Source organism: Limnohabitans sp. DCL3, assembly GCF_048019295.1.
GTDB lineage: Bacteria > Pseudomonadota > Gammaproteobacteria > Burkholderiales > Burkholderiaceae_C > Limnohabitans_A.
Genome location: NZ_CP171842.1, coordinates 1,351,099 through 1,375,666, shown reverse-complemented (window position 1 = coordinate 1,375,666; position 24,568 = coordinate 1,351,099). Strand labels below are relative to the sequence as shown.

General features: G+C 56.4%; 18 protein-coding genes and 1 tRNA gene. 2 read left to right on the top strand and 17 right to left on the bottom strand.

Annotation, left to right across the window (positions count from 1 at the left end; translation table 11 throughout):
* Positions 1-12: 12 nt before the first annotated feature.
* The 12 genes from ACHEXK_RS06190 to ACHEXK_RS06135 form a co-directional block, all read right to left on the bottom strand.
* On the bottom strand, positions 13-1,095 hold the full coding sequence (locus tag ACHEXK_RS06190; protein ID WP_416548500.1) for an enoyl-CoA hydratase/isomerase family protein: 1,083 nt from the start codon (positions 1,093-1,095) through the stop codon (positions 13-15).
* Positions 1,088-1,972 (bottom strand): DMT family transporter, encoded by an 885-nt coding sequence (locus ACHEXK_RS06185; RefSeq protein WP_416548499.1) that lies wholly within the window; start codon positions 1,970-1,972, stop codon positions 1,088-1,090. Before ACHEXK_RS06185 ends, ACHEXK_RS06190 begins: the two co-directional genes overlap by 8 nt.
* A 13-nt stretch (positions 1,973-1,985) precedes the next feature.
* Positions 1,986-3,803, bottom strand: a complete 1,818-nt coding sequence (gene typA, locus ACHEXK_RS06180) for a translational GTPase TypA (RefSeq protein ID WP_416548498.1) — start codon at positions 3,801-3,803, stop codon at positions 1,986-1,988.
* A 13-nt stretch (positions 3,804-3,816) separates the two neighbouring features.
* On the bottom strand, positions 3,817-4,797 hold the full coding sequence (truB, locus tag ACHEXK_RS06175) for a tRNA pseudouridine(55) synthase TruB (RefSeq protein ID WP_416548497.1): 981 nt from the start codon (positions 4,795-4,797) through the stop codon (positions 3,817-3,819).
* Positions 4,798-4,799: 2 nt separating this feature from the next.
* Positions 4,800-5,174 carry a 30S ribosome-binding factor RbfA gene (gene rbfA / locus ACHEXK_RS06170; RefSeq protein ID WP_416548496.1) on the bottom strand — a complete coding sequence of 125 codons (375 nt, stop codon included), beginning with the start codon at positions 5,172-5,174 and terminating at the stop codon, positions 4,800-4,802.
* Entirely contained in the window at positions 5,175-8,165 is a 2,991-nt protein-coding gene (infB, locus tag ACHEXK_RS06165) for a translation initiation factor IF-2 (protein WP_416548495.1), read from the bottom strand.
* A gap of 23 nt (positions 8,166-8,188) precedes the next feature.
* The gene (gene nusA, locus ACHEXK_RS06160; protein WP_416548494.1) at positions 8,189-9,673 is read right to left on the bottom strand and encodes a transcription termination factor NusA; all 1,485 of its coding nucleotides are present in this window, start codon (positions 9,671-9,673) and stop codon (positions 8,189-8,191) included.
* A gap of 69 nt (positions 9,674-9,742) precedes the next feature.
* A complete protein-coding gene (rimP, locus tag ACHEXK_RS06155) occupies positions 9,743-10,306 on the bottom strand; it encodes a ribosome maturation factor RimP (RefSeq protein WP_416548493.1) in 564 nt (187 codons plus the stop codon).
* 160 nt (positions 10,307-10,466) lie between these two features.
* Positions 10,467-12,071 carry an ABC transporter ATP-binding protein gene (locus tag ACHEXK_RS06150; protein WP_416548492.1) on the bottom strand — a complete coding sequence of 535 codons (1,605 nt, stop codon included), beginning with the start codon at positions 12,069-12,071 and terminating at the stop codon, positions 10,467-10,469.
* Positions 12,068-13,162 (bottom strand): ABC transporter permease, encoded by a 1,095-nt coding sequence (locus tag ACHEXK_RS06145; protein ID WP_416548491.1) that lies wholly within the window; start codon positions 13,160-13,162, stop codon positions 12,068-12,070. Before ACHEXK_RS06145 ends, ACHEXK_RS06150 begins: the two co-directional genes overlap by 4 nt.
* On the bottom strand, positions 13,159-14,196 hold the full coding sequence (locus tag ACHEXK_RS06140) for a microcin C ABC transporter permease YejB (protein ID WP_416548490.1): 1,038 nt from the start codon (positions 14,194-14,196) through the stop codon (positions 13,159-13,161). Before ACHEXK_RS06140 ends, ACHEXK_RS06145 begins: the two co-directional genes overlap by 4 nt.
* Before the next feature lie 3 nt (positions 14,197-14,199).
* Positions 14,200-16,065, bottom strand: a complete 1,866-nt coding sequence (locus ACHEXK_RS06135) for an extracellular solute-binding protein (RefSeq protein ID WP_416548489.1) — start codon at positions 16,063-16,065, stop codon at positions 14,200-14,202.
* A 37-nt stretch (positions 16,066-16,102) separates the two neighbouring features.
* Here ACHEXK_RS06135 and fabI point away from each other — a divergent pair, with 37 nt between their 5' ends.
* A complete protein-coding gene (gene fabI, locus ACHEXK_RS06130) occupies positions 16,103-16,918 on the top strand; it encodes an enoyl-ACP reductase FabI (RefSeq protein WP_416548488.1) in 816 nt (271 codons plus the stop codon).
* A gap of 172 nt (positions 16,919-17,090) precedes the next feature.
* On the opposite strand, the gene ACHEXK_RS06125 is transcribed toward fabI, so the two are convergent.
* Entirely contained in the window at positions 17,091-19,364 is a 2,274-nt protein-coding gene (locus tag ACHEXK_RS06125; protein WP_416548487.1) for an Orn/Lys/Arg decarboxylase N-terminal domain-containing protein, read from the bottom strand.
* 198 nt (positions 19,365-19,562) lie between these two features.
* Here ACHEXK_RS06125 and ACHEXK_RS06120 point away from each other — a divergent pair.
* Positions 19,563-19,653 (top strand) — tRNA-Ser (locus tag ACHEXK_RS06120).
* A 226-nt stretch (positions 19,654-19,879) separates the two neighbouring features.
* On the opposite strand, the gene ACHEXK_RS06115 is transcribed toward ACHEXK_RS06120, so the two are convergent.
* From ACHEXK_RS06115 to ACHEXK_RS06100, 4 genes are read right to left on the bottom strand one after another with little or no spacing between them, the layout of a single operon-like run.
* Positions 19,880-20,692 carry a substrate-binding periplasmic protein gene (locus tag ACHEXK_RS06115; RefSeq protein WP_416548486.1) on the bottom strand — a complete coding sequence of 271 codons (813 nt, stop codon included), beginning with the start codon at positions 20,690-20,692 and terminating at the stop codon, positions 19,880-19,882.
* Positions 20,692-21,798 (bottom strand): pentapeptide repeat-containing protein, encoded by a 1,107-nt coding sequence (locus tag ACHEXK_RS06110; protein ID WP_416548485.1) that lies wholly within the window; start codon positions 21,796-21,798, stop codon positions 20,692-20,694. Before ACHEXK_RS06110 ends, ACHEXK_RS06115 begins: the two co-directional genes overlap by 1 nt.
* Positions 21,799-21,811: 13 nt before the next feature.
* Positions 21,812-23,758 (bottom strand): hypothetical protein, encoded by a 1,947-nt coding sequence (locus ACHEXK_RS06105; RefSeq protein ID WP_416548484.1) that lies wholly within the window; start codon positions 23,756-23,758, stop codon positions 21,812-21,814.
* A gap of 36 nt (positions 23,759-23,794) precedes the next feature.
* Positions 23,795-24,514: a DUF4239 domain-containing protein gene (locus ACHEXK_RS06100; protein WP_416548483.1), complete on the bottom strand. Its 720-nt coding sequence runs from the start codon at positions 24,512-24,514 to the stop codon at positions 23,795-23,797.
* Between the last annotated feature and the right edge of the window lie 54 nt (positions 24,515-24,568).

The following is a 24,568-nucleotide window of genomic DNA, read 5'->3' as shown; positions in this document are numbered from 1 at the left end:
GGGCTCAGGCGATCAACTCAAGTCGCGCAGCGGATGGTGTTCAGAGGCCCAAGGGCTGGCAAAGAATCGCGCGGCTTCTGCCACCTCCACATCTTCCACCCGGACTGGTTTCCATTGCGGACTGTGGTCCTTGTCAACCGCCAAGGCGCGGATACCTTCCACGGTCTCACTGTCTGACACCGCGCGCAGATGGAAACAGTGGTGCACCATGTCCCTCTCCATACGCAGGTCATCGGCCAAGCTCATTTGGCGGGCGCGTCGAATCTGTTCAAGCACCACATGCAGCATCAAGGGCGAACGCTGGCGCAAGGCCTGGGCCGTTTTCTGGCTCCATTCATCGGATGCCGATTCCAACCGACTCAACATGCCAGCAACCGTCGGCAAGCCAAACACCTCGTCAATTTGCGGTTGGGGCGTGAGTTTTTCTGGCGACAAGGCGCCTGCTTGGGCCAACACCCAACGCTCCACCGATTCGGCGTTCTCAAAGGGACTGCTGATCAAGGTCTGCCAGATGGGCTCCAGCATGCCGCTGGGCAAGGCAATGTCGGCGAGTTTGGCGGCCACGGCTTGTGCGCCACCGAGCATCTGACCGGTCAAGCCGAGATACTCGCCCAAACGCCCCGGACAACGGCTGAGGAAGTACCCCCCACCCACATCCGGGAACAGGCCGATGAGCGTTTCGGGCATGGCCATTTTGGTGCGCTCGGTGACGACTCGCACGCTGGCGCCTTGGCTGATGCCCATTCCCCCCCCCATGACAATCCCGTCCATGAAAGCGATGTAGGGCTTGCTGTATGTGTGAATCAAATGGTTGAGTCGGTACTCTTCGGTGAAAAAATCACCCAGCGATGCATCGCCCGCAAGCGCTGCTTGGTGAAAAAATCGGATATCACCACCAGCACAAAAAGCGCCAAATGGCGCTTCTTTGCCCGTTCCGCGCACCGCCACTGCCAAAACCTGCGGGTCGCTGTGCCATGCCACCAAGGCATGGGTCAGGGCGCGCACCATGTCGAGCGACAAGGCATTCAAAGCCTTGGGACGGTTCAGGGTGATGCAGCCGATGCGGCCTTGAATTTGTGCGATGACATCAGTCATTGTTTTGTCTCCAGCCTAACCATTCGTTAAGAAACAAGGCTGCCAAAACAAGGGCGCCCCCGAAAAGCACACTCATCTGAGGCGCTTCGTTGGCCCCCCACCAAGCCAAGGCAATGCCAAAAACGATTTCAAGCAAAGCCAGCAAGGAGACCTCTGGGGCCTTCAGGACCCGGGCGCACACCACCGACAAGGCGCAGGGAATGGCCAGTTGAAACAAACCCAAAATCCCCAGCAAACCCACATCATGCGCTGAGGCCTGAAACGGCAAGGACAAAGGCAGAGTCAACAGCGTCGACAACAAGGCACCCAACAGGACCGAGGGCACCAAATCCAAATTCTGGCCTTCACTTTGGCTTTTCTGCACCAGTGTCCATTGAACGGCGCCTGCGATCGGCACACACAAGGCCACCAAAGAGCCCATCAGGAAATTCGGATCCCCCAAACTCAGCTGCGTGCCGTACATCCAAGCAATGCCGATACCGGCCAAAACAATGGCCAACCAAGTTCGGGCAGGCAAACGATGGCCTAAAAAAATCCGCGTGATGAGCGCCGTGAGCAAGGGCCCCACGGCCATGGTGATCAACACATTGGCCACCGCAGTGAGCGTCAGGGCCACCATGAAAGCGGTGAACATGACGCTCCAGCAAACACCAGAGTACCAAAAATAAGGGCTGCGCCAGGGCAGACGAGACCACACACCACGGCCCTGCCAGAGCGGCAAAATGACCAGCAAGGACACGACCGTGAAGAAGCTGCGCCAGAAGGTGACTTCAAAACTGCGCGCTTGCTCCAGATGCCGCGTCACCACCCCGGCCATGGACCACAAGGCGGTACAACCCACCATGGTCCATACGGCCAAGCCGTGTGACAAACGCATGATCGTCAGCCAATCATTTGTTGCGCTTGCGGTCGCTTTCCTTCAGGAAACGCTTGCGCAGACGCACGCTTTTGGGCGTGATTTCGACCAACTCATCGTCCTCGATGAACTCCACACCGTATTCCAGGGTCAAGTCGATGGGCGGTGTGATCTTGATCGCATCTTCTTTGCCCGAGACGCGGAAGTTGGTCAGCTGCTTGGTGCGTGTGGCGTTGACCACCAAGTCGTTGTCACGGCTGTGGATACCCACAATCATGCCTTCGTACACGGGATCGTTGGCCTTGACGAACATGCGACCACGGTCATCGAGTTTGCCCAAGGCGTAGGTGAAAATTTCACCGTCGTCCATGGAGATCAGCACACCGTTCTTGCGGCCGCCGATTTCACCCTTGTGGGGCTCGTAGCCGTCAAAAATGTTGGAGATCAAGCCGGAACCACGGGTCAAGTTCAAGAATTCGTTGGTAAAACCAATCAAGCCACGGGCTGGGATGCGGTATTCCAAACGAACACGGCCACGGCCATCGGGTTCCATGTTGACCAACTCGCCCTTGCGCTCGCCCAGGGCTTGCATCACGCCACCTTGGTGGTTTTCTTCGATGTCGGCGGTCACCAATTCGATGGGTTCATGACGCTCACCATCGATGTCGCGGTAAAGAACGCGCGGCTTGGACACGGCCAATTCATAGCCTTCGCGGCGCATGTTTTCCAGCAAGATGGTCAGGTGCAATTCACCGCGCCCAGCCACTTCAAAGATACCGTCTTCGTCGGTTTCTTTCACGCGCAGGGCCACGTTGTGTTGCAGTTCTTTTTGCAGACGGTCCCAAATTTGACGGCTCGTGACGAACTTGCCTTCGCGACCCGCCAAGGGCGAGGTGTTCACGCAGAAGTTCATGGTCAGGGTGGGTTCATCCACTTTGAGCATGGGCAGAGGTGTCGGTGTGGTGGGGTCGGTCACGGTCACGCCAATGTTCAGGTCGGCAATGCCGTTGATCAAGACGATGTCGCCAGGGCCGGCTTCGGTCACCTGCACACGGTCCAGGCCTTGGAAGGTGAGCACTTGATTGACCCGGCCCTTGATGGTTGAGCCGTCCTGACCTTCCATCACCACCACGTCCATGTTGGGCTTGATCGTGCCTTGGCTGATGCGACCTACGCCAATGCGACCCACAAAGGTGGAAAAATCGAGGGCTGAAATTTGCAGCTGCAAAGGCGCAGCAGGATCACCCGAGTTGGGTTTGACGTGCTTGAGGACCGTGTTGAACAGGGCCGACATGTCGGGGCCCCACTGCTCACCAGGCGCGCCCTCTTCCAGCGAGGTCCAACCGTTGATCCCGGAGGCATACACCACAGGAAAGTCCAACTGCTCGTCGCTGGCACCCAGCTTGTCGAACAAATCAAAAGCCGCATTCACAACTTTGTCGGGGTTGGCACCGGGCTTGTCCACCTTGTTCACGACCACGATGGGCTTGAGGCCCAAGGCCAGGGCCTTTTTGGTCACGAAACGGGTTTGAGGCATGGGGCCTTCTTGCGCGTCGATCAGCAAGACCACGCCGTCCACCATGGACAGGGCGCGCTCCACTTCGCCGCCGAAGTCCGCGTGACCGGGGGTGTCGACGATGTTGATGTGCGTGCCTTCCCAACTCACGGCGCAGTTCTTGGCCAAAATGGTGATGCCACGCTCGCGTTCAATGGCGTTGTTGTCCATCACGGTGTCCACGATTTTCTCGTGGTCAGCGAAGGTGCCCGACTGGCGCAGCAGTTGGTCCACCATGGTGGTTTTGCCATGGTCAACGTGGGCGATGATGGCGATGTTGCGAATTTGCTTGGTCATGCTTTCTCTTCCTTTAAACCTGCTCGGCCAGCAACGGCTCGGTGGCAGGTGAACTTTCTAAAATCTGTTGAATTTCCATCGGGCTCAACAATCGACCCGGAATCAACTCGCCGCCGTGCACATGCGCTGTTCCCAGCAAGGCACGAGGATGTTCTCCATACACGGCAACTTGATCACAATCAATCCATGGGCCGCGACGGCGCACCCCACTCAAAAATTTCCCTGCGTTATCGCTGTCCAGACACACTTCGGTGTAGCCCGGCAGCAGCACATCGACCGGCTGCAGCGCTGCCAGCCGCTGGCTTTCATCCATGCTTTCCAGTGCGGACAGCGTCACGCACTGGGCTTCTTCAAAGGGCCCGGTGATCACACGGCGCAAAGCGCTCAAATGACCGCCACAGCCCAAAGCCTCGGCAATGTCCTCACCCAAGGTTCGGATGTAAGTGCCTTTGCTGCAACGCACACGCAAACGCAAAAAAGGCGCATCGCCTTGCAGTTGCATGTCGAGCAGGTCCAGGTCATGGATCACCACGTTGCGCGCTTCGCGCTCCACGGTTTCGCCCTCGCGGGCATATTCGTACAAGGCCTTGCCGTCCTTTTTCAAGGCACTGTGCATCGGCGGCACTTGGCTGATGGGCCCCATGAACCGGTCCAACACTTCCACCACGATACCCGCTGAACATGACACTTCTCGGACAGCGATCACCTCGCCTTCGGCGTCAGCCGTACTGGTTTTGATCCCAAGCCGAACCGTGGTCTCGTAAGTCTTGTCGGCATCCAGATGCTGCTGGCTGAACTTGGTGGCGGCACCAAAACACAAAGGCAAGACGCCGGTGGCCAAAGGATCGAGCGTGCCGGTGTGCCCCGCTTTTTCAGCGCGAAGCAACCATTTGGCTTTTTGCAAAGCCTGGTTGCTGGAAAGACCCAGCGGTTTGTCGAGCAGCAGCACCCCGTGCACAGGGCGCCGCTGCACCCTGGTGCGTGGCGCGTTCATGCTCAGTCCTCCTGGGCGCGAGACGACACGGCCTTGGCGATCAATGCATTCATGTCAGATGCACGCTCGGTGGTGCGGTCAAACAAAAAGTGCAAAGTCGGCACGGTGTGGATGTGCAAACGCTTGAACAAACCATTGCGCAGAAATCCTGCCGCCGCATTCAAGCCTTCTGTTGCCTCTTCCGGGTTGCCCGTCAAGACACTGAAGAAAACCTTGGCGTGCGCGTAATCGGGCGTGACCTCAATCGCATTGATCGTGACCATGCCCACGCGCGGGTCTTTCAACTCGCGCGCAATCAACTCGGCCAAATCCCGCTGGATCTGGTCGGCCACGCGGAAACCGCGGTTGGGCACAGAGGACTGCTTTCGACGCACCATTTACAGCGTTCTCGCAATTTCCTTGACGTCGAAGAATTCGAGGTAATCGCCTTCTTTGATGTCGTTGTAATTTTTGAGCTTGATACCGCACTCAAAGCCTTCTTTGACTTCGCGCACATCGTCCTTGAGGCGCTTGAGCGAGTCGAGTTCGCCGGTGTAAATGACCACGTTGTCGCGCAGCAAACGGAACTTGGCATTGCGGGTAACCTGACCGGAGGTGACCATACAGCCAGCCACCGTGCCGATTTTGGATGCGACAAACACGGTCCGAATTTCAGCCATGCCCATGATCTCTTCACGCTGCTCGGGTGCCAACATGCCCGACATGGCGGCCTTGAGCTCATCCACAGCGTCGTAAATGATGTTGTAGTAGTGCAGATCCACGCCGTTGCCTTCGGCCAACTTGCGCGCACCGGCATCGGCACGCACGTTGAAACCGATCACGATGGCTTTGGAAGCAATCGCCAGGTTGATGTCCGACTCGCTGATGCCGCCCACGCCGGAGTAAACCAGTTGGACTTTGACTTCTTCGTTGGACAACTTGAGCAAGGAGGCGCCCAAGGCTTCTTGCGAGCCCTGCACATCGGCCTTGATGATGATCGGCAACATCTTGACTTCGCCCGCCGACATGTCGGTGAACATGTTCTCGAGTTTGGCGGCTTGTTGCTTGGCCAGCTTGGTGTTGCGGAATTTACCTGCGCGGTATGTTGCAATTTCGCGGGCACGGCGCTCATCGCCCATGACCATGAATTCGTCACCAGCTTGTGGCACTTCGGTCAAACCTTGGATCTCGACCGGAATCGAGGGGCCTGCGGATTTGATGGTCGCGCCGTTTTCGTCCAGCATGGCACGCACTCGGCCAAAAGTCTGGCCTGCCAGCACCACATCACCGGTATTCAAGGTACCGGACTGCACCAGGATGGTAGCCACAGGGCCACGGCCCTTGTCCAGACGCGCTTCGATCACGAGACCCTTGGCGGCGGCTTGCACCGGGGCTTTGAGCTCCAGCACCTCGGCTTGCAAGAGCACTTGCTCCAGCAAATCGTCAATGCCCATGCCGGTCTTGGCCGACACAGAAACAAAAGGCGATTCGCCGCCGAACTCTTCGGGCACGACCTCTTCGGCAATCAATTCGGCACGAACGCGTTCGATGTTCGAATCGGGTTTGTCCATTTTGTTGATGGCCACCACAATTGGCACACCCGCTGCTTTGGCGTGTTTGATGGCTTCTTTGGTCTGTGGCATCACGCCGTCGTCACCGGCCACCACGAGGATGACGATGTCGGTGGCTTGTGCGCCACGGGCACGCATGGCGGTGAAGGCCTCGTGACCGGGCGTGTCCAGGAACGAGATCATGCCGCGCGGCGTTTCAACGTGGTAAGCGCCAATGTGCTGTGTGATGCCGCCGGCTTCGCCCGAGGCCACTTTGGCACGACGGATGTAATCGAGCAGCGAGGTTTTGCCGTGGTCCACGTGACCCATGACGGTCACCACAGGCGCACGTGACAACAATTCGGCGTGTTGGTCCGACACTTCGTCGTCCGTGAAAGCTTCTGGGTCGTCCAACGCTGCCACCACCGCTTTGTGACCCATTTCTTCCACCACGATCATGGCGGTGTCTTGGTCCAGCGGCTGGTTCATCGTGGCCATTTGACCCAACTTCATCAAGTGCTTGATGACCTCAGATGCCTTGATGGCCATCTTGTGGGCCAACTCGGCGACGGTGATGGTTTCGGGCACATGCACTTCAAGCACACGCACTTCCACAGGCGCTTGCTGGCTCTGGCCTTCATCGCGATCGCGCTCATTGCCGCGCCGGCCACGGGGTCCAGTTCGCCAGTTGTTGCGGCCCACTCCCCCACTCGTGTCACCACGCGTTGGGATGGCTTTCTTCTTGGCAGGGTCACCCGCCCAGCTTGAAGACAATTTGGCAGATTTGACTTCTTTGTTGCCACCGGGCGCAGCAGGCGCTGCGGTTTGAGCCGCTGCTGCCCGCGCGCCAGGCGCAGGGGTGCCGGCCGGTTTGTGCAGGGTTCCTTTGACGGCAGCTTTGGCTTCGACCTTGGGTTCTTCTTTCTTGGCAACCAACACCTTTTTGGGGGCATTCATCATGCTCCGGATGGCCTCGGCTTCGGCCAAGGCTTTGCGCCGGCGCATGTCCAAATCAGCGGCGCGGGCATTGTCTTCGTCGGCTTTGGCCTTCGAATCTGCAGCGGCCTTCAAAGCTGCGGTTTCGCGGGCTTCTTGTTCGGATTTGGCTTTGGCAACTGCCGCATCGGCAACTTCAACAGCCTTCGCCGCGGCCACAGTTTCCGCAGAAATGGTGGGGGCACTGGGCGCAACCTTCGCTTGTGCAGCCGCATTGATGCTGGCAGCTTCTGCTCGCGCCAGTTCCTGGCGCTCATCGCGGCTCAAGGTCGGCTTGGCGGGTACGGCCTGAACGGCCGCCGCTGCAGCAGCGTCGGCAAGCGATTGTGCCTGGGCTTGTGCTTGGGCCTCTTGGGCTTGCAATTCACTGCGCTGTTTGGCTTCTTGCTCTTCACGCAAACGGCGTTTTTCGGCCAAATCTTCTTCCTGCCGGCGGATCAACTCGGCTTGCCGGCGGGCCTCTTCCTCACGGCGAGCCAAGTCGGCATGGTCGATCGCAGGCTCTTGCGGCTCTTCGGCAGCAGCCTCTTGCACCGGTTCGTCCTCACGCTTGATCAAGGTGCGTTTTTTGCGCACTTCGACCTGGATGGTGCGGGCCTTGCCCGAAGCATCGGCTTGTTTGATCTCGCTGGTGGACTTTTTGACCAGGGTGATTTTTTTACGGTCAGCGCTCACCGTGCCATGGCTGGCTTGCAGGTAGCTGAGCAATTTTTGTTTGTCAGCATCGTTCAACGTGTCGCTGGACGAGCTTTTTGCAACGCCTGCTGATCGCAATTGATCAAGCAAAACGTCGGCAGATTTTTTGAGTTCATTTGCGAACTCGGCAACAGTGGTACTGGACATATTGTGTTCAAGCCTCCATAGCTTCAGGCCTGGCCTGCGAACCAATGTTCGCGGGCTTTCATGATCAGGGCGGTCGCCTCTTCAGCAGTCTGAGCAGTGATGTCAGTCAGTTCGTCGGTGGCCAAGTCAGCCAAATCGTCACGGGTTTGAATGCCCGCTTCAACCAGCTTGGAAATCAGCTCAGGTGTGAGACCTGGCAAGTCACGCAGATCTTGAGACACGTCTTCGACGCTCTCTTCGCGTGCAATTTCGAGGGTCAACAAGGCGTCTTTGGCACGGGTACGCAACTCATTGATGGTGTCTTCATCGAAGCTTTCAATTTCCAGCATTTCTTGGATCGGCACGTAAGCCACTTCCTCCAAACTGGTGAAGCCCTCACCAATCAGGATGTCGGCAATTTCTTGGTCCACATCAAGCTTTTCCATGAACAACTGACGGATGCCCGTGGTTTCTTCGGCTTGTTTTTGGGCCGACTCGGCGGCGTCCATGATGTTGATTTTCCAACCCGTCAGATCAGACGCCAAGCGCACGTTTTGACCGCCTCGGCCAATCGCAATCGCGAGGTTTTCTTCGTCCACCACCACATCCATGGCGTGCTTTTCTTCGTCCACCACGATGGACTGAACGTTGGCCGGGGCCAAGGCACCGATGACAAACTGGGCAGGGTCTTCGCTCCACAACACGATGTCCACACGCTCACCAGCCAATTCGTTGGTGACCGCATTCACACGTGTGCCACGAACGCCTACGCAAGTGCCAATCGGGTCAACACGTTTGTCGTGAGACAACACAGCAATCTTGGCTCGGGAACCTGGATCACGCGCGCAGGTTTTGATTTCCAGCAGGCCTTGCTCGATTTCGGGCACTTCTTGACGGAACAATTCGATCATGAATTCTGGCGCCGAACGTGACAACAAGATCGGAGCGCCACGCAATGTCAGGTCCACTTCCATGATCATGGCACGGACACGGTCACCGCTGCGCAGGTTTTCTTTGGGAATCATCTCGCTTCGGCGCAGGCGACCTTCGATGCGGCCTGACTCGCAAATGAGATCGCCTTTGTCCATGCGCTTGACGGTGCCCACAAAAATCTTTTCGCCACGCGACATGAAGTCATTGAGCAGCATCTCGCGCTCGGCATCGCGGATTTTTTGCAGAATAACTTGTTTGGCGGCCATGGCCCCAATGCGGCCAATCGGCAAAGACTCGATCGGCTCTTCAATGTACTCATCCACTTCGATGTCGGGGATTTGCTCTTTGGCTTCGAACAACAAAATTTCTTGCTCAGGCAACTGCAAACCGGCCTCATCGGGAACCACATGCCAGCGGCGGAAGGTTTCGTAATTGCCGTGGTCACGGTCTACGGAGACGCGAATGTCCACCTCACCCAAATACAGCTTTTTGGTGGCTTGGGCCAATGCGGCTTCCACAGCACCAAACACCACGTCGCGCTCAACGTTCTTTTCACGTGAGATGGCTTCGACCAACATCAACATTTCGCGATTCATGAATGACTCTCCTGTTCCACTGGATCCGAGATTCGGACCCGATATAAATGCTCAAAACCCGACACCAGGTCAGGCTTCAACCTTTGGCTTGCGCCCTTTGAAATCCACCACGGGGGCCAAACGGGCCTCGCGCAATTCGTCCAATGTGAATCCCAACGCATTCAAGGGCGCTGGGACCCGTTTTTTACTGATTCTTTGACCGGGCTTGCCCACGGGTTCATCGCTCCACACGATTTGCCAACCGTCGTTGTTGGCGTTTCGCTCCAGTGTGCCGCGAAATTTCTTGCGGCTGGCGCTGACCAAGCCAAGGGCGTTGTCGCCCATGGGGGCCTTCAGGGTGATGTCGATCAATTCACCCACAAAACGCTCGAAATCTTTTTCATGGCGCAATGGACGGTCGATACCCGGAGAGGAAACTTCCAATCGGTTGTAGGTGACGCCATCGACCTCCAGGGCAAACTGCAGCTGCCGATTGACTTTTTCGCAGTCTTCCACGTTGATGAACAATTCTGTACCTGGCTGCCAGGGAAAATCGATGGTGATGCGCAGCAAACCGCCCGCTGTGCGGTCAATTTCGACCAGGTCATAGCCCAGGCCGGTCACGGTTTCTTGAACAATTTGCTGCAATGCCACAGAACTTCGAGATGTCAACGTTAAAAAAGAAAGACCCAAAAAAAACGGGCGGTGAAAACCCGCCCGTTTGGTCGTGAAGACAATATTCTAGCTGAAAAACGTGCTAAGTGCGTGATTTTGAAGGAAAACGCTGCGAGATCTCAGGGCTGGGTGCTGCCCATCACCGAAAGGCTGCGAGCAAACTGCGGGTGTAGGCATGGGCAGGTTCGTTCAGGACCTGAAGGGCTTCTCCCGCCTCCACCACCTGCCCAGCCTGCAACACCAGCACCTGATGGGCCATGGCCCGCAACACGTCAATGTCGTGGGTGATCAACAAGTAAGCCATACCGCGTTGGGCTTGCAAACTCTGCAACAAAAGCAGGATTTGCTTTTGCACAGTGACGTCCAAAGCACTGGTTGGCTCATCCAAAACCAACAAATGGGGATCCATCACCAATGCGCGCGCCAAAGCGATGCGTTGCCATTGCCCCCCCGAAAAAGCATGGGGGTAGCGGTTCAGCAAATCTGGATACGCCTGCTCAGACAAGCCCACCTCGGCCAAGGTGCTCAACACCATCGCCTGAATTTGGGACTCAGGGGTCTGGGGTGCATGCCAGCGCAAACCTTCCGACACAATTTCACCCACGGTCATGCGAGGTGACAAACTGCCATACGGGTCCTGAAAAACCACTTGCACCCGTTGCCGCAAGGCCTTGTCTGCGGCCGGCGCGTGTTGCCAAGTTTGCCCCCCAAAGGACAACTGGCCTGCGCAGGGGATCAAGCCCAAAACCGCTTGCGCCAAACTGGATTTCCCAGAACCCGACTCCCCCATCACCCCCAAGGTGGTGCCAGGCAAGATGCTGAAATCAGCACCCTGCAAGGCAGTGAAATGGCTTTTTCGGAACCAATGCCGAAATCCGGCTTTGTTCAAGGGATAACGCACTTGAAGATGCTGGGCTTGCAGCAGCGGTAAAGCCTGAGGTGCAGCAGGACCGACATCCGCCAACCCCTCTCGGCTGGGACGGCTGTCCAACAACCTTTGGGTGTAGGGGTGTTGCGGGTTTGAAAAAACCTCGGTCAAAGTACCTTGCTCGACCAACTGACCCTTTTCCATGACCGCCACACGGTCCGCAAAATGACGCACCAAGGCCAAATCATGGGTGATCAACAGCACCGCCATGCCTGTTTTTTGTTGCAAATCGGCCAGCAATTGGAGCATTTGCAGCCTCAGACTGGCATCCAGCGCCGTGGTGGGCTCATCGGCCAACAACAATTGGGGCTCCGCGGCCAGTGCCATGGCCATCATGGCGCGCTGGCGTTGACCGCCTGACAACTGGTGAGGGTAAGCCCCAAAACGCCGTGTCGGATCGTCGATGCCAGTATCGGCCAACCATTGAACGGCCCGGGTGTCGGCATCGCGGCGGGACAGCAGCTTTTTGAGCTGTAACACTTCGGAAATTTGCTGCCCCACGGTCATCAAGGGATTGAGCGCCGACATGGGCTCTTGGAAAATCATGGCGATCTCATCTCCCCGAATGCTTTGCATCTGCGCTTTTGAACGCAAGAGCAAATCTTCCCCGCGCCACAGCACCTGGCCGGTCAGTTGCGCAGCTTCAAGCAAACGCAGGATCGACAAAGCCGTGACCGACTTCCCTGAGCCAGACTCACCCACCAAGGCCACCCGTTCGCCAGCTTGGATGGACAGATGCAGACCGTGCACGACAAGCTGATCACCGAAAGCAATGCGCAGGTCTTTCAACTCCAACAGCGTTTGCGGGGTGTTCATGCCTGGGCCTTTCGAGGATCCAACGCATCACGCAGGGCGTCCCCCATGAAAGTCAGGAGCAGCAAAGTCACAACCAACACACCGAAAGTGGACAAGGAAATCCACCACGCGTCGATGTTGTTTTTTCCTTGCGCCAACAACTCACCCAAAGAAGGCGTGCCGGGCGGCACACCCAAACCCAAAAAATCGAGAGAAGTCAGCGCCAAGATGGCGCCACTCATCCGAAATGGCAAAAACGTCACCACCGGGGTCATGCTGTTGGGCAGCACATGTCGCCAGATGATTTGCCAATGGCCCAGCCCCAAAGCGCGGGCTGACTTGACGTAATCGAGTTGACGGTTGCGCAAAAACTCGGCCCGCACGTAGTCCGACAAGCCCATCCAGCCAAACAAACTGAGCAACACCAACAACAAACCCACACTGGGTTCAAACACCGCAGAGAAAATGATCAGCAAATACAGCTCAGGCATGGCGCTCCAGATCTCGATGAAGCGCTGAAACACCAAATCCGTCTTGCCCACAAAAAAGCCTTGCACGGCCCCCGTCAACACGCCCAGCAGCACACCCAAGAGCGTCAACGCCAAGGCGAACAAGACAGAGACCCGAAAGCCATAGATCAAACGCGCCAAGACATCGCGCCCCCGGTCATCGGTTCCCAGCCAGTTGCGCGCTGTGGGCGGCGCGGGGTTGGGCAAGGGTGCAAAGTAATCCAGTGTGCTGTGGTGATAAGGATTGGGGGCTTGCAAGGCCCAATTGCCATGGCGTTGCAACTGCTGCTGAATGAATGGATCCAGGTAATCGGCAGGTGTTTCAAAGTCACCGCCAAAAACGGTCTCCGGCAGGGTTTGCACCACTGGAAAATACCAGTGACCATCAAACCGTACAAGCAAAGGCTTGTCATTGGACAAAAACTCAGCCCCCAGACTCAACACGAACAGCGTGAGAAAAATGATCAAACTCCCAAAGCCCAAACGGTTGCGCCGAAAACGTTGCCAAGCTCGTGCCGAGGGCGAGAGCTGTGCAGCGGAAATCGGTGGGGTCAATGGGATGACGTTGGCCATTTCGGAGGGGGCGTTCGCTGGCGTACTCATGCGTCAAACTTCACGCGTGGGTCTACCCACAGGTAACACAGATCACTGATCAGCTTGGTGACCAGCCCCATCAGCGTGAACAAATACAACGTGCCCAGCACCACCGGGTAGTCACGCCGAATCACCGCTTCGTAACTGAGCAAACCCAAGCCATCGAGCGAAAACAGCGTTTCGATCAACAATGATCCGGTGAAAAAAGCACCGATGAAAGCGGCAGGAAAACCAGTGACCAGCGGAATCAAGGCATTGCGCATCACATGTCGGTACAACACCCGGTTTTCACTCAGGCCTTTAGCCCGCGCGGTCATGACGTACTGTTTGCGAATTTCCTCAAGAAAGGCATTTTTAGTCAACATGGTGGTGACGGCAAAGGCGCCCAGCACACTGGCCAAAACAGGTAAGGCGATGTGCCAAAGATAGTCAAGGACTCGGGCACCCCAGCTGAGCTGCTCCCAATTGGAAGAGGTCAAGCCGCGCAAAGGGAACCACTGCAGTTGACCGCCAAACACCACCAGCAAAGCCACCCCCAGTACAAAGCCAGGAATCGCATAGCCCACCAACACCAGCAACGTGGTGAGGGTGTCAAATCGTGTGCCCGCACGCACCGCCTTGGCAATGCCCAAAGGCACCGATATCAAATAACTGAGAAAAAATGTCCACAAACCCAAACTGATGGACACCGGCAGTTTCTCCTGGATCAGACTCCAAACATCTTTCGGGTAGAAAAAGCTTTGCCCCAAGTCGAATTGAGCGAATTGCTTGAGCATCATCCAGAACCGCTCGACAGGTGGTTTGTCGAAGCCATAAAGTGTTTTGATTTCGGCAATGCGGGCGGCGTCCACGCCTTGTCGTCCGCGGTAACCGCTGCCCGCTGCAGCAGCCCCCTCCCCGCCTGTATCGCGCCCCTGCAGTTGGGACACCATTTGTTCGACGGGTCCGCCGGGTACAAATTGAATCACCACAAAAGTCATCAACAAGACCCCGAACAAGGTCGGAATCATCAACAACAAGCGCTTGAAGATATAGGCCAACATGGATCAGGGGGTTTGTCGTGATGCGGCACGGGCTGCGGGAGACCACCATACCGTGGTCACCAGTTTTTCAGGCTGGTAAAACCGAGGCAAATCACTTGGGCGCTCAAAAGCAGCGGCACGCCAAGCCACTCGGTGCACTGCGCCATACCAATGCGGCACCACGTAATGGCCATGCCTGAGCACCCGGTCGAGTGCCCGCAAGCGCGTGACCAACTCAGCACGGGTGGTGGCGCTCACCGCTTGATCGAGCAGCGCATCCACGGCCGGGTCTTTGAGACCGAGAATATTGCCGGAACCCTCCACATCGGCCGACTTGCTGCCAAAGCGTTCGAGCAACTCCGTGCCCGGTGCCTCGCTGCCCACGGTGCGGTTGCTCACCATGTCAAAGTCAAACACATCCATGCGTTTTTGCAACAAAGCAAAGTCAATCACTTTGTATTGAACCTGAATGCCCAATTTTTCAAGGTTCTTGGCAAAGGGCGTAACCACTCGGCCCATAGAGCCCGAACTGTCCAGAAATTCGATGCGCATGGCTTGGCCCTTGGCATTGCGCAAAGCGCCATCGCGGAAAGACCATCCCGCGTCTTTCAGCAAATCTCGCGCTTGGCGCAAATGGTCACGCAACGTGTGACCCGAGGCAGGGTCGAGCGCCGTTTGCGGCGGCTGCGGTACGACTCGGTCAAAGACGTCGGCCGGCAACTGCGCTCTCAAAGGCGACAGCAGTGCCCACTCATCCGAGCCAGGCAAACCCTTGGCCTCGAAATCGCTGGCCACAAAAAAACCCCGAACCCGGCTGTATGCGTTGTAAAACAATTGGCGGTTCAACCATTCGAAATCCATGGCCAAGGCAATCGCCTGCCGCACCCGCACATCCTTGAACTGCTCCCGGCGCAAATTGAACTGAAAGCCCTGAAAGTCACCTGCATTGCCATGCGGCAGTTCCGCCTTGATCAAAGTCCCGCGCTCAAATGCACGTCCGGTGAACGCCCGAGCCCATTCACGGGCCACAAAAGACTGCATGTAATCGAACTCACCGGCCTTGAAAGCTTCGAGCTGGGCTGTGGTGTCTTTGTAAATCTTGTAAGTGATGCGGTCGAAATTGAATTGCCCTTTGCGCACATTCAGATCTTGAGCCCAGTAAGCAGGGTCTCGCACATAAGTGATGTCCTTGCCGAACTGCACCGGACCGATGCGGTAGGGCCCCGAAGCCATCGGGACGTCCATGATCATTTGGTCAAAAGCTTTGTGCGTGTTGCCCTGCAATCCCCATTGACGACTGAACACGGGCATGGCGCCCACAATCAAAGGCAGCTCGCTGTTGGGTCGCACAAAATCAAAACGGATGCTGCGCTCAGCCAACACGGTGGCGCTTTTGACCTCACCAAAATAAGTGCGGTATTGAGGCGCTGCCTCCTTGCTGGTCAAACGTTCAAAAGAATGGCGAACGTCAGCGGCCAACACCGGTTCGCCATTGTGAAAGCGGGCTTTCGGGTGAATTTGAAAAACCACCGACATCCGATCGGCGGCCACCTGAACGTCAGAGGCGAGCAAACCATAAGCCGTGGTCGGCTCATCCATATTGCCCACCAGCAAGGTGTCGAACAACATGCCCAGCAAAGCAGGCGGGGCACTTCCCTTGAGCGTGAAAGGGTTGTATTTGTCGAAATTGGTTTGCCGTGTCGGCGGGACCAAAACAATTTCTCCCCCCTTAGGGGCGACAGGATTGACATAGGCGAAATGGGCAAAGCCTGCGGGGTAACGGACGTCGCCAAACTGCGCATAAGCATGTGCAGCCCACACTGGCACCGCCGTGCCAAACCCGAGGGCCAGCAAGCAGTGTGTCCAGATTCGGGCCAGGGGTCTTCGCATGCGACAATTCTGCACACATTTTTGAGGAGTTGAGGACATGGCTACAAAAACAGGATTTCTGTCGGGTAAAAAACTGTTGATCACCGGCGTGTTATCCAACCGCTCCATCGCCTATGGCATTGCCAAAGCTTGCCACGCGCAAGGCGCTGAATTGGCTTTCAGCTATGTGGGTGAACGATTCAAGGACCGCATCACCGAATTTGCAGCAGACTTTGATTCCCAGCTGATTTTTGATTGTGATGTGGGCAGCGACGAGCAGATTGAAAAATTGTTCACCGATCTTTCAGCCACTTGGCCCAAGATCGATGGCTTTGTGCATGCCATCGGCTACGCACCGCGCGAAGCGATTGCCGGCGACTTTTTGGACGGCCTGTCCCGTGAGGGCTTCAAAATTGCCCACGACATCAGCGCTTACAGCTTCCCTGCCATGGCCAAAGCGGCCTTGCCCTACCTGAATGACAAGTCGGCAGTTTTGACCCTGACGTACCTGGGCGCGATCCGCACAGTCCCCAACTACAACACCATGGGTCTGGCCAAAGCGAGCTTGGAAGCGTCGGTACGTTACTTGGCCGAGTCGCTTGGCAGCCAAAACCGCGGTCTGCGAGCCAACGGCATCTCGGCCGGCCCCATCAAAACCTTGGCCGCCAGTGGCATCAAGGGCTTCGGCAAAATTTTATCGGTGGTGGCCGAAGCTTCGCCCATTCGCCGCAATGTGACCATTGATGATGTGGGCAATGTGGCGGCTTTCTTGCTCAGCGACTTGGCTGCGGGCGTGACCGCCGAGATCACGTATGTGGACGGGGGCTTCAGCCAAGTGGTCGGCGGCATTGCGGAGCCAGCGGCTGCGTCCTGAATGGGCCCAGTCCAGACATGAAAAAAGCGGCCCAGGCCGCTTTTTTCATATCCCCCCGCGAATGAGGCCGGGCCCTGTGCAGGGGCGATGTGGCAAAGCGAAGCGCCTCTGGTCCCCGGCACACAGCCCCGCCTCACCTGCTTCGCAAACAGAACGCTCCCCACAAGAAGCGTTAAGCCTTCACGCAATCCGCAAAGTAGCGCTTCTTGCCTTCCTCGTCCACGATCTCCACCAAGCCATGGATGTCTGTTTCAAATCCAGGGCACTTCTCGTTGAACTCGCGTGCGAACTTGAGGTAATCCACAATCTTTTTGTTGAAGACTTCACCGGGAATCAAAAGCGGAATGCCGGGTGGATAAGGCGTCACCAAACCCACCGTGATGCGCCCTTCCAAGTGGTCGATCTCCACACGTTCGGTTTTGCGTTGGGCAATGTGGGCGTAAGCGTCTGAAGGACGCATGGCGGGCGCCAAGTCCGACAAATACATGTCGGTCGTCAAAATGGCGATGTCGTACTTGGCATACATCTCGTGCACATGCTGGCACAGATCGCGCAGGCCCATGCGCTCATAGCGCGGGTGCTTCTGGCAGAACTCCGGCATGATTTTCCACATCGGCTGGTTCTTGGCGTACTCGTCTTTGAATTGCTGAAGCGCAGTCAACAGGGAATTCCAACGACCCTTGGTGATACCGATCGTGAACATGATGAAGAAGCTGTACAGACCCGTCTTTTCCACCACCACACCATGCTCGGTCAAGAACTTGCTGACGATGGACGCTGGGATACCGGTTTTGTCAAACTTGCCATCCAAGTCCAGTCCGGGTGTGACAATGGTCGACTTGATCGGGTCGAGCATGTTGAAGCCATCGGCCAATTGCTGACCGAATCCGTGCCACTTGCTGGCTTTTTTGCGCGGGTCGTTGCGCAAAATCCAGTCGTCAGCGCGCCCAATGCCTTCATCGGCAAACTTCTCGGGCCCCCAAACTTTGAACCACCAGTCTTTGCCATACTCGGCATCAATCTTGCGCATGGCACGGCGGAAATCCAAGGCTTCGGCAATGCTTTCTTCCACCAAGGCGGTGCCACCGGGCGGCTCCATCATGGCAGCCGCCACGTCACAGCTGGCAATGATGCTGTACTGCGGCGAAGTCGAGGTGTGCATCAAATAGGCCTCGTTGAAGAGGGGCCTGTCGAGTTTGACGCTTTGCGCGTCTTGCACCAGAACATGGCTGGCCTGACTGATACCGGCCAACAATTTGTGGATGGACTGGGTGGCATAGACCATCGACTCTTTCGGGCGCGCCCGCTTTTTTCCCATCGCATGGTACGGTCCATAAAATGGGTGAAAGGCAGCGTGTGGCAACCAAGCCTCGTCAAAGTGCAGGTTTTCCACATAACCATCGAGCATGCTTTTGATGGTTTCCGTGTTGTAAAGCACACCGTCGTAAGTGGACTGTGTGAGTGTCATGACACGCGGCTTGACCTTTTTCGGGTCCACGCCTTTGAGCAAGGGGTTCGCCTTGATTTTGGCCATGATGGCCGCAGGCTCGAACTCGCTTTTGGGAATCGGGCCAATGATGCCGAAATGGTTGCGCGTGGGCTTCATGAACACCGGCACGGCGCCGGTCATGATGATCGCGTGCAAAATGGATTTGTGACAATTGCGGTCCACCACCACCACATCGCCCGGAGCCACGGTGTGGTGCCATACGATCTTGTTGGAGGTGCTGGTGCCATTGGTCACAAAGAAACAATGATCCGCGTTGAAAATGCGGGCCGCATTGCGCTCGCTCTCGCCGATGGCACCGTTGTGGTCCAGCAACTGGCCCAACTCTTCCACTGCGTTGCAAACGTCGGCCCGCAGCATGTTCTCGCCATAAAACTGGTGGTACATCTGGCCCACAGGGCTCTTGAGGAAAGCGACGCCACCGGAGTGACCTGGGCAGTGCCAAGAATAGGATCCGTCCTCGGCGTAATCGAGCAAGGCCTTGAAAAATGGTGGTTGCACGCCCTCGAGGTAGCTTTTGGCTTCGCGGATGATGTGACGCGCCACAAACTCGGGCGTGTCTTCGAACATGTGAATGAACCCGTGCAGCTCGCGCAAGATGTCGTTGGGCAAATGGCGCGATGTTTTGGTCTCACCGTAGATGTAAATGGGTACATCTGCATTTTTGCGTCGCACCTCATCGATGAAGGCGCGCAAATTGATGACAGCAGGGTCCAAATCGGGACCCGGTGAAAACTCTTCGTCGTCAATCGACAAGATGAATGCACTGGCGCGGCTTTGTTGCTGAGCGAACTGCGACAAATCACCGTAACTGGTCACACCCAAGACCTCCAGGCCCTCACCAACGATGGCATCCGCCAACGCGCGAATTCCCAAGCCTGAGGTATTTTCGGAGCGGTAATCTTCGTCAATGATGACGATGGGGAAACGAAATTTCATGGGCTGGTCGGGCTGTGCGCCAAAGAAGAGGATAAGGGATTGAGCTGTCGCGAAGTTTAAGGACAAAAACACGCGCGTGAGAGGCGCAAAAGAGATTTCGTCAAAAAACTATCGAAACCAGCATACGGCATCCCAGTGACAAGAATTCAAGCCATGGCCCCATATCCGAGTTTTTCCCCTGCTACAATGGCGGACTTCGGAGCGGTGGATGAGTGGTTTAAGTCGCACGCCTGGAAAGCGTGTGTGGGTTAATAGCCCACCGCGGGTTCGAATCCCGCCTGCTCCGCCAGAAACCCAGTAAAAACGCGCCTTCGGGCGCGTTTTTTCTTTCAAGCGCTCGCGTGTCCTGCCTTTCAACTGGGAATTGGTTGATCGGAAAAAAGCGGTACGTGCATCCGCACGCACCAGGGACGACAAAAAGTCCTGCTTGAGCACCTGCATCCTTGCAATTGCCCTCTCACCTGCTCGAAAAAACCAGGATGGTGGTCCATCACGAAGCCGTCCAAGCGATTTTTTTATGGCGTGATCATGGGCCAAGGCTTGTAAAGATCGGCCATCCCATTGCGCTCCAGCACCTCCTCCCACTGGGGGCTGCGCTTGAATTCAGCCAATGCCTTGTTGAACGCTTGGAGTTCTTGATCACTGAATTTGGCTTTGGAGAAGGCCGCCACAAACGGCACCGAGCCGACCGCTTTGTCCAGCACCACCAAGCGCTTCATAATGCCCTCGCTGCGCAATGCAAAGATGTCCGAGATGGCCGATAGCGAAATGGCATCGACTTGGTCAAAGAGCAGTGCACGCAGCATCTCGCCGTCGGTGGTGTATCGCTCCAGTTTCATGCCAGATTTGTTGTCCAGCAGGGGGTAACGGTAACCTTGCCGAACGCCCAAGCGTTTGCCAGTGAGGTCGCGCAGATCCTTGAGCGCAAAACCTTTGTCCTTGAGTGCCACCACGATGTTGGACTCCGCCAACAGCGGCTCAGACAACCACATGGTGTTGGCCGTGCGCGCTGAAGGCACCACCACAGTGGCCGCATGGAGTGTGCCGTTGCTCAACTCCGTCAATGCATCGCCCGTGGGCATGATGACGTATTGCGGTGCTTTGCCCATTCCTTTGAGCAATGCGTCCATGGTTTCAAGGAAAACCCCTTCCGGACCGCTCTTGCCCAAATTGGCAAACAGGTTGCCAGGTACGGCTACGCGAAAAACGGGGGCACCCTGTGCCCCGGATTGGGCCATGGCCATGTTGCACATCACCCCCATCAGCAAAGGCAATACCCAGGCGCAGAAGCCTCTTCGGAAGCTAGACGCATACGTGTTGGATGACATCACACACCTTTCATTGAAATCGAAAAACCGTTGAATGCGTGCAGACTTGAAGACAGGGACGATCGCAGATCCGGTCGGGAAGTACTGGGCGCCATGCCCGGCGCAACACTGGGAGAAAAACCGGGCGCCATATTCGGTGTGAATCCCGGGTTGAAACCGGGAGACGTGTTGGGTGACAAACCCGGTGGGCTGAACGGGTTCATGCCAGGTAACTGCCCTGACGGTGCCTTCGGTGGCATGGCAGCGCCCTCGCTGCTCGGTTGTGTCGCCACAGGGCATGCACCTGTGCTGCCATCTGGCATCTTGGCATTGCACAAATTGGCGCCGGTCAAAATGGTGTTGCGCAGCGTTGCACCCGTCAGATCGGCACCGGTGAGGTTGGCGCCGCTGAAGTTGTTGGCCTCCAAAATCGCATTTTGAAACTTGGCGTGACTCAAGTCCGAATTGCGGAAATTGACTTGTTGCAGAAACGTAGCGACAAAACTGGCTCCTTTGATGGATGAGCCCGACAAATCTGAATTTTTCAGGTCACAGCCTTCAAAGCTGGCGCCATTGAGGGTGCTGCCCTGCATGTCTGTGTCGCGAACCCGTGAGTTTTCCAGATTGGCATCACTGAGGTCGGCTTGACGCAAGTCCGCATTGCTCAAGCGGGCGGCTGTCAGATCCGCCCGGCGCATGACGCTCGCCACCATTTTCACACCCGCCATTTCGCTGCGATTGAGGTTGGCCCCTGACAAGTTGGCCATGTGAAAGTTCGCGCCTCGGAAAGACGAGCGGAACAGGGTGGCGTTCTCGAGTGTCGCCTTCGAAAGGTCTGCGCCATCCAGATCTGACCACTCCATGCGCACTTGAACAAGATTGCTTGACATGAAGCGGCCGTTTTTGAGCACCGACCATGAAAAGTTGGCGCCGTGCAAAAAAGCCCCGGTCACATCGACATTCTTGAAATTGCGCACCGACAGGTCTTCGTAGCGTAAATCGCAAAATCGACAATTCAACGTGTCTTTGAAAAGACCCCCACGCCGCCCATCGTGTGCTTCTTGAGCATGGGCATGGGGGAGTCCCAACATCAGGCTGCACCCCAAAAATAAAGCTTGGTAGTTCATCTGGCCCATCCTTTTAGTAATGCAGAAAATCACGCACTTTGCCCAAACGGTCCTTGAGTGAGCGCATGTCGGTCCAGTTTTCCAGCACCACATCACCGGTGCGGAACTCGCGGTAAAGCGAATTTTCCTGCAGTTGGCGGAACACCGAAGCCCAGTTGGGGTAAGGTCTGAACCAGTCGGCATAACGTGCCCGCAGACTGGCAAAGGGGCGCTCCTCCTCGCTCAAGCTTTTTTCATAGGCTTGGCGGGCTTTTTCTGGCTGGTAAACGTACTGCGCGGGTCGCGGCGTGATGAGTATGAGCGTTGATTTCTGATAATCGCGCGAAGTTCGGTTGGCAAACAAGTACTGCAGCAAGGGCACATCTTGCAACAGGGGGACGCCGTCTCGCGTGATCTCACCTTCTTTTTCGCTCAATCCACCCAGAATCAAAGTCTCTCCAGGGCGCATCACCACACTGGCATCTACACGGCTCTTTGATGTTTCCACCCGAGCATCAAAACCGGAAAGGTTGTTATTGGGCGTTTTGATGAACGTGCGCTGGGCCAACACTTTCAAATTGATTTGCCCATCCTCCAAAAATGTGGGGGTCACCTGCAAGGTGGTGCCAATGTCCTTCACGACATTGACAGGGTTGGAGTTGACCCCCGAGCTGACCACCACGGCGTTGAGCTCCGCACCCGAAAAGAATTCAGAGGGCCGTCCCGCTGTGGCCACCAAAGTGGGTCGTGCCAAGATCTCATTGCGTGCGCTGTTGATGTTGAAAATATTCAAGCTGTAGCGCACCGATGGCACCGATATCAGACGGGTGATGCTGGAAGTTTGCGTGGTGTCGCCTGAAGCATTCCTGTCACTGACAGTGCGCTTTTCATAGGCAGCCCCACCATTGCCGCCAAATTGCAGTTGCAAACCGCGCAGCAGGTTCATGCCTTGCTGGTTGGAATAGTCTTCTTCCGTGGAGATGATGACCACATCGACCACCACCATCTTGTCCATGCCCGGAGTACCGGGCATCCCAGGCTGGCCAAAGCCGCCTTGCATGCCAGCGGCACCAAACCCGCCTGAAAAACCAGGTGCCCCATAACCACCTGGTTGCACGCCAAACCCGCCTGACATGCCACTGGGTGAAGAAAATCCTCCCCCAAACCCACCAGGGCTGGCAGGTGCACCTCCGAATTGGGTTTTGACCATGCCCGGGCTGTTGTGGACACCTTGCCAATCATCGATGCGGCGTTCGAGAAAACTACGAGTCGTCTGGGATGTCTTGTCCTTGAGTCTGTTGAGATAAGCACGCGCTTTTTCAGGCTCCCCCACAGCCGCCATGATGACCGAAGCGTTGCGAATTTCGACTTGCGTTTTGACGCCTCCCATGGCTTCAAGGGCATTGATGGCGCCGGCGGCCAGATCGGGTGATCCTGAACGGTAAGCGGCATAGGCAAACGCATTGAGCACATCGGCATCGTCGGGCCGCAGGTACATGGCCTCCGCAAGGTCCAACCTGGCTTGCTCGAACTTGGATGTATCAATGTTCAGCAGGCCTGACAGCAGGTGCGCTTGCCAATTGGACTCGTCAAAACGGATCGCCTGTTGGTAACCTTGAGCTGCCAACTCATAAGAACTGGCGCCCCCCTCTCTGGCTTGTAAGTGGTAAATCAAGCCGTTGATGAGGTGGTAGTAGGAGCGGTCCACGCGCAGGCGCAAAGCGGCATTGATTTTTTCAGATGCTTTTTTGAGCTTTTTCGCCTGAATCAGGTCAATCGCCTCTCGGGCCAACTGATCTGACTCGGTCATCGGTGTGGCCATGGCATCGGCCTTGGCCACATCCTCCGCAGATCGCTCGATGAGCAAACGCTGCGTGGCCATTGGCAAACGTTGTTCTGGAGCGTCCACCGACAAGGCCATGCCCGGATAGGCACCAGCGAGGCAAGCCAGTAAAGGAATCAGTTTGTGAGCAGTTCGCATGATCAAGTATTGGGGGTTAAAAATGAGAACACGACATCAAGAACCATCGTCCAGAGTCCCCATCTGCGTCAAGGCGTTGCGGATGGGGTCTGCAGAGACAGCATGTTGTCCGGCAAAAATACCGGAGGTGGAAATCAGCACGGTGAGCATCAGGCAAACGCCACAGGTCACTCCGCCCACATAGGTGAGCAACTTACTCAAAGGACTTTGCAACCAGCCGAACATGGTCAAGAAAAACAAGGCCGTGCAAATGGCATACCAATAAAAAGTCGGCAACTTCACATAACTGGCAGAGATTCTGGCCTCACGCAAGTCATTGAGTTGATTAACCGACTGGATGATCTCCGAGCGCGCCACTTGCTGCTCGGCGGTTTCCGGCTCCAGTTGCTTGGAGATGGTCGATAACACCCGCAAATCTTCCGTAGCGGTTTCAGCGCGCTCCCCCTGAGACAACAGAGTCCATTCGTCTTTGACCAAATGCTCGGCATAACTGCGCAGCACCACCCGTAAGGCGTCGGTGTTTTCGGTGGCAAAGGACTCATAAGCGCGATCCATTTTGAGCATCACGGTGCCCTCGCGCGCCACAATGTCCTCGGCACCTCGGTAATCGCCCTGTGCACGCACCATGCAAAAAGCCAACAACAACAGGCTCAGCGAGATGAAGAGCTTGAATGACTCTTCAGCGCCTTTGGCCAATTGCTCGTCCAAGGTGATGTTGAAACGACGTCGCACCAACAAGGGCAGGATCGTGGTCACGCTCAGCCCCACGAACAAAAGCATTGATCCAATTTGTAAATTACTGAAGGTATG